The 8579-nt window shown below is 35.5% G+C and carries 6 protein-coding genes and 2 tRNA genes; 5 read left to right on the top strand and 3 right to left on the bottom strand.

The window, feature by feature from the left end; all coding sequences use genetic code 11:
• Positions 1–441 precede the first annotated feature (441 nt).
• Entirely contained in the window at positions 442–2199 is a 1758-nt protein-coding gene (sppA, locus tag ACHRV5_RS10525; protein ID WP_395426690.1) for a signal peptide peptidase SppA, read from the bottom strand.
• Between the two features lie 137 nt (positions 2200–2336).
• Here sppA and folK point away from each other — a divergent pair, with 137 nt between their 5' ends.
• The gene (folK, locus tag ACHRV5_RS10530; protein ID WP_047773211.1) at positions 2337–3467 is read left to right on the top strand and encodes a 2-amino-4-hydroxy-6-hydroxymethyldihydropteridine diphosphokinase; all 1131 of its coding nucleotides are present in this window, start codon (positions 2337–2339) and stop codon (positions 3465–3467) included.
• Positions 3468–3619: 152 nt separating this feature from the next.
• On the opposite strand, the gene ACHRV5_RS10535 is transcribed toward folK, so the two are convergent.
• A complete protein-coding gene (locus tag ACHRV5_RS10535) occupies positions 3620–4156 on the bottom strand; it encodes an RNA methyltransferase (RefSeq protein WP_047773293.1) in 537 nt (178 codons plus the stop codon).
• Positions 4157–4233: 77 nt separating this feature from the next.
• On the bottom strand, positions 4234–4653 hold the full coding sequence (locus ACHRV5_RS10540; protein WP_047773212.1) for a DUF1573 domain-containing protein: 420 nt from the start codon (positions 4651–4653) through the stop codon (positions 4234–4236).
• A 160-nt stretch (positions 4654–4813) separates the two neighbouring features.
• Here ACHRV5_RS10540 and mutS point away from each other — a divergent pair, with 160 nt between their 5' ends.
• The 4 genes from mutS (at position 4814) to ACHRV5_RS10560 (ending at position 8297) form a co-directional block, all read left to right on the top strand.
• A complete protein-coding gene (gene mutS / locus ACHRV5_RS10545) occupies positions 4814–7420 on the top strand; it encodes a DNA mismatch repair protein MutS (protein ID WP_395426691.1) in 2607 nt (868 codons plus the stop codon).
• A 149-nt stretch (positions 7421–7569) separates the two neighbouring features.
• Positions 7570–7642: transfer RNA gene (locus ACHRV5_RS10550), tRNA-Gly, on the top strand.
• Between the two features lie 14 nt (positions 7643–7656).
• A tRNA-Leu gene (locus ACHRV5_RS10555) sits at positions 7657–7742 on the top strand.
• 162 nt (positions 7743–7904) lie between these two features.
• Complete coding sequence (locus tag ACHRV5_RS10560) at positions 7905–8297, top strand: DUF1508 domain-containing protein (RefSeq protein WP_395426692.1); 393 nt, start codon at positions 7905–7907, stop codon at positions 8295–8297.
• Positions 8298–8579 lie beyond the last annotated feature (282 nt).

Here is an 8579-nt window from a genome sequence, read left to right on the forward strand (position 1 = left end):
AGCCTGCCGTCGATCGAATTTCGATTAAGGCAAGCTATCAAAAAAAAATAAATTAATTTTCTATGTTTTTAATACTTTATCAAGGGCTGATTTTGATCTTACTGGAATGCTGCAATTTTCGGCTAAAATAGATTAGATGACAGGTTAAACATGTTAAGTAGAAATTAACTTTTGGTTAATTAAAATAAAAAACCCGCCTGAGTTTGTCTCAGACGGGTTGTATTGATTTTTATTCTTTTTGAACTTGTTTGTAAAAATAGAATTAATGCAGTTTAATATATTAGAAACATAGATTCAAAACTAATGCTCGGAGATGTTTCAGGAAAATCAGCTTTCTTTTTCGAATAGTCTATGTGATTTATTTTAAGTGAAACGTCTTTTTGAGACTATGCAAACTATGATTCTATGTGTTGAAAAATGAATATATGCAACAAGTTTCTTTTATTGAATGTTTATTCCGTATGGCAGCATAGCCTGAACTCCTTTTTGTTTTTGGAATCTTTTTACCTGTTCTAAAATCCTGTAATTTTCCTCACCAATTTCTTCTTTTATGAAAGCTTCTTTTGATTTTGCAAAAGGCAGACCGGATAATAAATCATCAAATGATTTTTCGTACTCCGGATAATTCTGTGTGCTGTATGATTTTATTTTAGCAATTTTAGCAGCTTCCGCAATAGCGGCGTTTAGTCCGCCAATTTGGTCAACCAGACCAATTTTTATAGCCTCACTACCGGACCACACTCTTCCCTGAGCGATAGCATCTACTTGAGCAAAAGACATTTTTCTACCTTCAGCTACGCGCGTTACAAAAGTTTTATAGATGTTTTCTACACCTTCTAAGGTAAAGGCTTTAAAGTTTTCGTCTAATGGCACAAACGGACTGTAATTGGCTGAATTTTCGTGTGTTTTTACTTGTTCAGTATTAATCCCTAATTTAGTTGCTAAGGGCGTAAAATTGGGTAATACTCCAAAAACTCCAATCGAACCGGTTATTGTATTGCTCTCAGCAAAAATTTTATTTGCGTTACAAGCAATGTAATATCCGCCGGATGCCGCGTAATTACCCATAGATACTACAATAGGTTTTACTTTTTTGGTAATTTCAATTTCTCTCCAGATCAAATCAGAAGTCAAAGCGCTTCCGCCCGGACTGTCAATTCTAAGAACAATAGCTTTAACGTCTTTGTTTTTTCGGGCTTCCTGCAAAGAACGACGCATGGATCCTTCACCAATTACCGTAACATCACCTTCACCGCTTTGAATTTCGCCTTGAGCGTAAATAATAGCAATCTGATCACTAGAGGTATTCGCTAAAGCTGTTGTGATGTTATTTTGTGTGTAATCTAAGATCGAGATTTTGTTGTACTCTTCATCATCAGCAACTTTTAATGCTTTTTTGATGGCATTATGATAAACATCCTCATAAGCGACAATGTCAACTAAGTGCTGTGCTTTGGCCATTTCCGGTGTTCTTGCTAAGAGACCGTTTGCAATTTCATTTAGTTTGGCTACCGGTATATTTCTGCTTTTTGAGATGTCGTTAGAAACCGTTGACCAGATCGAATTTAAAAGAGCGGTTACTTGCTCTCTGTTAGCATCGCTCATTTTGTTTTCTAAAAAGGGTTCAACAGCACTTTTGTATTTTCCGTGGCGTATCACTTCCATGTGAATGCCGGATTTGTCCTGGAAATCTTTAAAAAACATGATTTCAGACGAAAGACCTTTAAAATCTAAATCTCCTGCAGGGTTTAAATAAACCGTATTGGCAACGGAGTTTAAATAGTACTCTTTTTGAGAGTAAGTATTAGCATAAGCCCAAACGAATTTGCCAGACTTTTTGAATTTTTCCAGCGCATTTCTTAAATCTTTACATTGCGCAAGCCCCAACGAAGATTGATCGTTTAAGATTGAAATACCTTTAATATTATCGTCAGCTTCAGCGGCTTCAATGGCGTTAATAACATCACTTAAACCAACATCTTTTTGGTCTGAAAAAACGGTAACCCAAGGGTCTTTGTATTTTCCGGCATAGTCATTTCTGATTTTTCTCAGATCTAATTCGATAACAGAATCAGCTTTGGCAGAAACGGTTTCGCTTCCTCCAAAAATAGCTCCAATTAGAAGTACTCCAAAAAAGAATAGCATAATGAATACAAAAATACCAATCACAGTGGCAATTACATTTCCTAGAAATTTCATAAATATGTTTTTTTTAATAAGTAGCGATAAGAGGCAATATGTTACAAGTTTTAAAAACAAGTTCTGAATTAAATTGAGAACTCGTTTTACAAATATATTGTTAATTCTAAAATAGTTTTAGTTAATTTGCATTTATTATGAAATCACAGCATCAGGTCGTATTATCTATAGGAAGTAACGAAGGAAATCGTTTAGCAAACATCGAAGATTGTATTCGTTTGATACATCAGGAAGTAGGGACCATAATTCAGGTTTCAAAGCTATATGAAACACCTGCCTGGGGTTTTGAAAGTGATGCTTTTTATAATTGTGCTCTTATTTTGCACACCAATGCTTCTGCGCAGAAAGTACTCAATCAGGTGCTGAAAGTAGAAAAACAATTAGGACGCATCCGTGGAAATCAGGAAGGATATCAAGCCCGTACGATTGACATTGATCTGATTGTTTTTGACGATGAAATTATTGAGTCGGAAAAACTTCAGATTCCGCACCCGTTAATGCAAAACAGAAAATTTGTATTGCTGCCCATGCAGGATTTGAAATTAGATTGGAAACATCCTGTTTTTCAGAAAACCATATCCGAATTAATTGCAATTACACCGGACGATAGCGTTTGTACTGTTGTTCAGGATTTGAAAAACCCGTTGGGAGATATTCCGCTTGAGAAGTTTAATTATATTGCTTTTGAAGGCAATATTGGGGCAGGAAAAACGACTTTATCACATAAAATAGCGGAAGATTTCAATGCTAAAACCGTTTTAGAACGTTTTGCAGACAATCCTTTTTTACCTAAGTTTTATAAAGATCAAAATCGATATGCCTTTCCGTTAGAGATGTCTTTTCTGGCAGACCGATACCAGCAGCTATCAGATGATTTGGCTCAATTTGATTTGTTTAAAGATTTTGTGGTAGCCGATTACCATATTTTTAAATCGCTGATTTTTGCTAAAATTACACTTGCTGAAGATGAATATCGTTTGTATAGAAATTTATTTGATATCATCTACAAAGAAATGCAAAAGCCTGATCTGTATGTTTATTTGTATCAGAATACAGGCCGACTGCTGGAAAACATCAAACGACGCGGACGAAATTACGAGCAAAATATTTCGGCCGAATATTTAGATAAAATCAATACCGGTTACTTGGATTATATTAAATCACAAACAGATTTGAATGTTCTGATTATTGATGTCTCAGACCGCGATTTTGTAAAAAAACACGAAGACTACCTTTTTATTCTGGATGAAATTCGGAAGAAGATCTAAAATTAGATAATGTGTCAATTTGATAATTTGATAATTATTCTGAACATGGTAAACATGGCAATTATCAGGTTAATACATTTTCAATTAACACATTTCCAAATTGACACATTTCCAAATTGGCACATTATCTAATTAACATATTGCCACATTATCTATTTCGGCCAGCTGAGTTTTTGGAACAAATCCCAGACTACAATTCCGGCACTTACAGAAATGTTTAAAGAGTGTTTGGTTCCCAATTGCGGAATTTCGATACAGCCATCGCAAAGAGCAACAGCTTCCTGAGCAACTCCGTAAACTTCATTTCCGAAAACCAAGGCGTATTTTTGATCTTTCTTTACTTCAAAATCCTGAAGAAAAACAGAACTTTCTACTTGTTCGATGGCAAGCGTCAGTACGTTTTCTTTTTTTAAGTTTTCAATAACCTCCAGTACATTTTCATGATGTTCCCAGGCTACAGTTTCGGTAGCGCCAAGAGCGGTTTTGTGAATTTCTTTGTTGGGAGGAGTAGCGGTAATACCACACAGGATTATTTTTTCAATCAAAAAAGCATCAGCGGTTCTGAATACAGATCCTATATTGTGTAAACTGCGAATATCATCCAATACTAAAATCAGCGGTGTTTTTTTGGATTCTTTAAAATCTTCAATTGATTTTCGGTCTAGTTCACTATTTTCAAGTTTTCTCATTTGCATTGCATTCAGGTCATAAAAAAAGCCTCCAAAGATAAGGAAGCTTTTTCGATTATTTTAAATTGTTTTTCAGATTAGCTTTTAACCGGATCTGGTAAAACAGTACCTTTAATGGTAAGTACTTTTGTTGGTTGTCCTTCAGCATTAGAAGTAACCGTTACCGTTTTTGTAAAAGCACCAACTCTGTCAGTAGCATATTTTACACCGATAGTACCTTTTGCACCCGGAGCGATTGGCTCTTTTGGTGAAGTTGGTACCGTACAACCACAAGATCCTTGTGTGTTAGTAATGATAAGTGGTTTACTTCCGTTGTTTACAAAAACAAACTCACGTTTTCCATCTGCATTGTGAGCGATAGTTCCGTAGTCAATTGTTTCAGTTTCGAAAGCCATTCCAGCTCCTTCAACTTTAGCTGCTTTTTTCTTAGTACTTTGAGCGTTAGAAGCTGTAATTCCAACTACAGTCAACATTGCGATTAAAATTATTTTTTTCATCTTTTTTAGGGTCTTATTTAATTAGTAACAAATCTAGATAAAATTCTTATATGTGCGCTTAAAAAAAGCTTAAAATATTTTAATTTTTGAAGCTCTTCGATATTTCTTTAAAATAGCATAAATTCGCTGTCATAAATTTTTTCATTTAAAATACAATAATTTGGCAGCGAAAGAGAAAGTGGTGAAGGAAACACCCTTAATGAAACAGTACAATGAAATCAAGAGAAAATATCCTGATGCCTGTTTGCTTTTCAGAGTAGGAGATTTCTACGAAACCTTTGGAGAAGACGCCATCAGAGCTTCTAAAATTCTGGGTATAACACTAACAAAAAGAGGTGCGGGTTCTGAAACCGAAACAGCTTTGGCAGGGTTTCCACACCATTCTATTAATACCTATTTGCCAAAATTAGTAAAGGCAGGACTTCGTGTAGCAATTTGCGATCAGTTGGAAGATCCTAAAATGACTAAAACAATCGTGAAACGTGGCGTTACCGAATTGGTGACTCCGGGTGTTTCTTTAAACGATGAGGTTTTACAGTCTAAAACAAATAACTTTTTGGCCTCTGTTTATTTTGCTAAAAACAGTATCGGAGTTTCTTTTCTGGATGTTTCCACAGGTGAATTTTTAGCAGCGCAGGGAAATGCAGAGTACATTGATAAATTATTACAGAACTTTAGTCCAAGTGAGGTTTTAGTTCCAAAGAATAATAAAAATGATTTTAAGGAGGCTTTCGGAGAGACTTTTCATAGTTTTTATCTGGAAGACTGGATTTATAAAGAGGATTATGCTTTAGAGACCCTTACCAAGCATTTTCAAACCTCTTCGTTAAAAGGCTTTGGTATCGAAGAGTTGAAAGAAGGAATTATTGCTTCGGGAGCGGTGTTGTATTATTTGTCGGAAACACAACACAACCGCGTACAGCATATCACAACAATTCAACGAATTGCAGAAGACGCTTATGTTTGGATGGATCGTTTTACCATTCGAAATTTAGAATTATACCACAGTTATAACCCAAATGCAGTTACGCTTCTGGATGTTATTGACAGAACCCTTTCGCCAATGGGAGGACGTTTGTTGAAACGTTGGTTGGCACTTCCTTTAAAAGATAGTACTAAAATAAAAGACCGTCATGAAGTGGTTTCTTATTTGAAATTAAATCAGGAAGTCCTGCAAGACATTCAATATCAAATCAAACAGATTTCAGATTTGGAGCGTTTGATTTCAAAAATAGCAACAGGGAAAATTTCACCGCGCGAGATTGTGTATCTTAAAGAATCGCTGGATGCTATCATTCCAATCAAAACTTTGGCACTTGATAGTCCTCAGGAAGCGGTAAAAGTGATTGGAGACAGTCTGCATGCCTGTGATTTGTTAAGAGAAAAAATTAAAACTACTTTAAATCAGGATGCGCCTGTTGCCGTGGCAAAAGGAAATGTAATTGCAAAAGGCATCAGTGAAGAATTAGATGATTTAAGAGCGATTTCAACCTCCGGAAAAGAATATTTAGAAGGTATTGAAAAAAGAGAATCAGAGCGCACAGGAATTTCTTCGTTGAAAATTTCATTCAATAATGTTTTCGGGTATTATATTGAAGTTCGAAATACACATAAAGATAAAGTGCCGGCGGAATGGATTCGTAAACAAACCTTGGTAAATGCAGAGCGATATATTACCGAAGAATTAAAAGAGTACGAAACAAAGATCTTAGGTGCGGAAGAGAAAATTCATAAAATCGAAACGGATCTTTTTGAGAAGTTGGTTTCCTGGATTTCGACTTATATAAAGCCGGTTCAGATGAATGCTTATTTGGTGGCACAATTAGATTGTTTGTGTTCTTTTACGCAACTTGCTATAGAGAATCAGTATGTATGTCCTGAAATTGATGAGACTTTTGAGTTGGAAATTAAGAACGGTAGGCATCCGGTTATCGAGAAACAATTACCGGTTGGAACACCTTATATAGCCAATGATGTTTTCTTGGACAGAGAAACACAGCAACTTATTATGATTACCGGACCCAATATGTCTGGTAAGTCGGCTATCTTGAGACAAACGGCTTTAATTGTATTGCTGGCTCAAATGGGAAGTTTTGTTCCTGCAGACAGTGTGAGGATGGGGATCGTGGATAAAATTTTTACCAGAGTAGGGGCATCGGATAATATTTCGATGGGAGAATCGACTTTTATGGTAGAGATGAATGAGACGGCTTCTATTTTGAATAATATTTCAGATCGTAGTTTGGTGTTGCTTGATGAAATTGGTAGAGGAACCAGTACGTACGATGGTATTTCTATTGCGTGGGCTATTGCAGAGTTTTTGCATGAGCATCCGGCAAGACCAAAAACTTTATTTGCGACGCATTACCACGAGTTAAATGAAATGACAGAATCATTGCCGAGGATTCAGAATTATAATGTTGCAGTAAAAGAATTAAAAGATACCGTTCTTTTTGTTAGAAAGCTTGTAAAAGGGGGTAGTGCACATAGTTTTGGTATTCATGTAGCGAAAATGGCGGGAATGCCACAAATTGTTATTTTGAAAGCACAGAAGTTATTGAAGAAATTAGAGAAGAATCATTCCAGTGATGCTTTAAACGGAATCAAATCCGGAGAAGAAGAAATGCAAATGAGTTTCTTTAATTTAGATGATCCTTTGTTAGAAGAGATAAAAGAAGAAATTATGGGGCTTGATATTAATGCGATCACACCGGTTGAAGCGTTAATGAAGCTTAATGAGATTAAAAGAATGTTAGTGAAAAAATAATTTCATATTTAAAGATTAGGTTATCAGAAAGTTATAAAATAAGTGAAAAATATTTTCAAAAAACGCTTGTATAACTCAATAAATGTCCTAAATTTGCAACCGCAATACAGAACAAGTCAAGTATTGCGGTTCTTATTAGAATGTGAAATGCGAAAATAGCTCAGTTGGTAGAGCGCGACCTTGCCAAGGTCGAGGTCGCGGGTTCGAGCCCCGTTTTTCGCTCAAAACCATATAATGCTCGGATGGTGAAATTGGTAGACACGCTGGACTTAAAATCCAGTGAACAGCAATGTTCGTGCGGGTTCAAGTCCCGCTCTGAGTACTAAAGCCTCTTCTTTTGAAGAGGCTTTTTTTATGGCGTAAACTCATGTCTTTTAAGCGTGAGGTGATAAAGTGATTTTTTGCATATCCGGTAATCTATAGCTGGAAATTAAAAATCAAAGTCAGCAATCAATAATCTAAAATCTAAAATCAACAATCAAAAATGGGTGCCTTTGTAATTAGTAAGCGGTTTAACGACGAGTATAAATTTGTTTTTACTTCGAGAAAGGGAAAAGTGATCTTTACGAGTTTGAGTTATGAATTGAAGTTTGAGTGCGAAGAAGATATTGAGAAATTTAAAGCAAATATGGATCAGGCTAAGTTTTTAAAATTTAAAGGCTCAGGAGGGAAGTACTTTTTTAAATTGATGTTAGGTGAGCTTCACTTTGCAACAAGCCGTAAATACACAACAGAATTGCTTTTGCAGAAAGGAATCAAGGAGATTGTTACGTACGGCTCAAGATCTGAGATTTTGGACTTCTCATCAAGTGAATCGATTTTCGAAGACGAAGAGGAAGGAGAGGAAGTTTTGGATGAAGAGATGATGGAGGGGTAAAGTTCCAAAATTTTGAAATTCCAAATTCCAACTTTTGAAACTGTTTTTTTTTTTTTTTTTTTTTTTTTTAAGGCTTGTTTTTGTCATTTCGAAGAATGAGAAATCACACACGCTGAGCGCGCACTGTGTGGGATATTGGATGCGATTTCTCGTGCCTCGAAATGAACTGTGTTTAAAAGCAAATTTATTTTTAATTATTTAGATAAATAAAACTCATTTTTTGATGCTAAAGCAAACGCTTGTTTAAGTAGTTTGTTTGCTACAGCAATTAAAGCTATTTTT

It is taken from the genome of Flavobacterium sp. FlaQc-52, assembly GCF_044007495.1.
Taxonomy (GTDB): Bacteria; Bacteroidota; Bacteroidia; order Flavobacteriales; family Flavobacteriaceae; genus Flavobacterium; species Flavobacterium cupriresistens.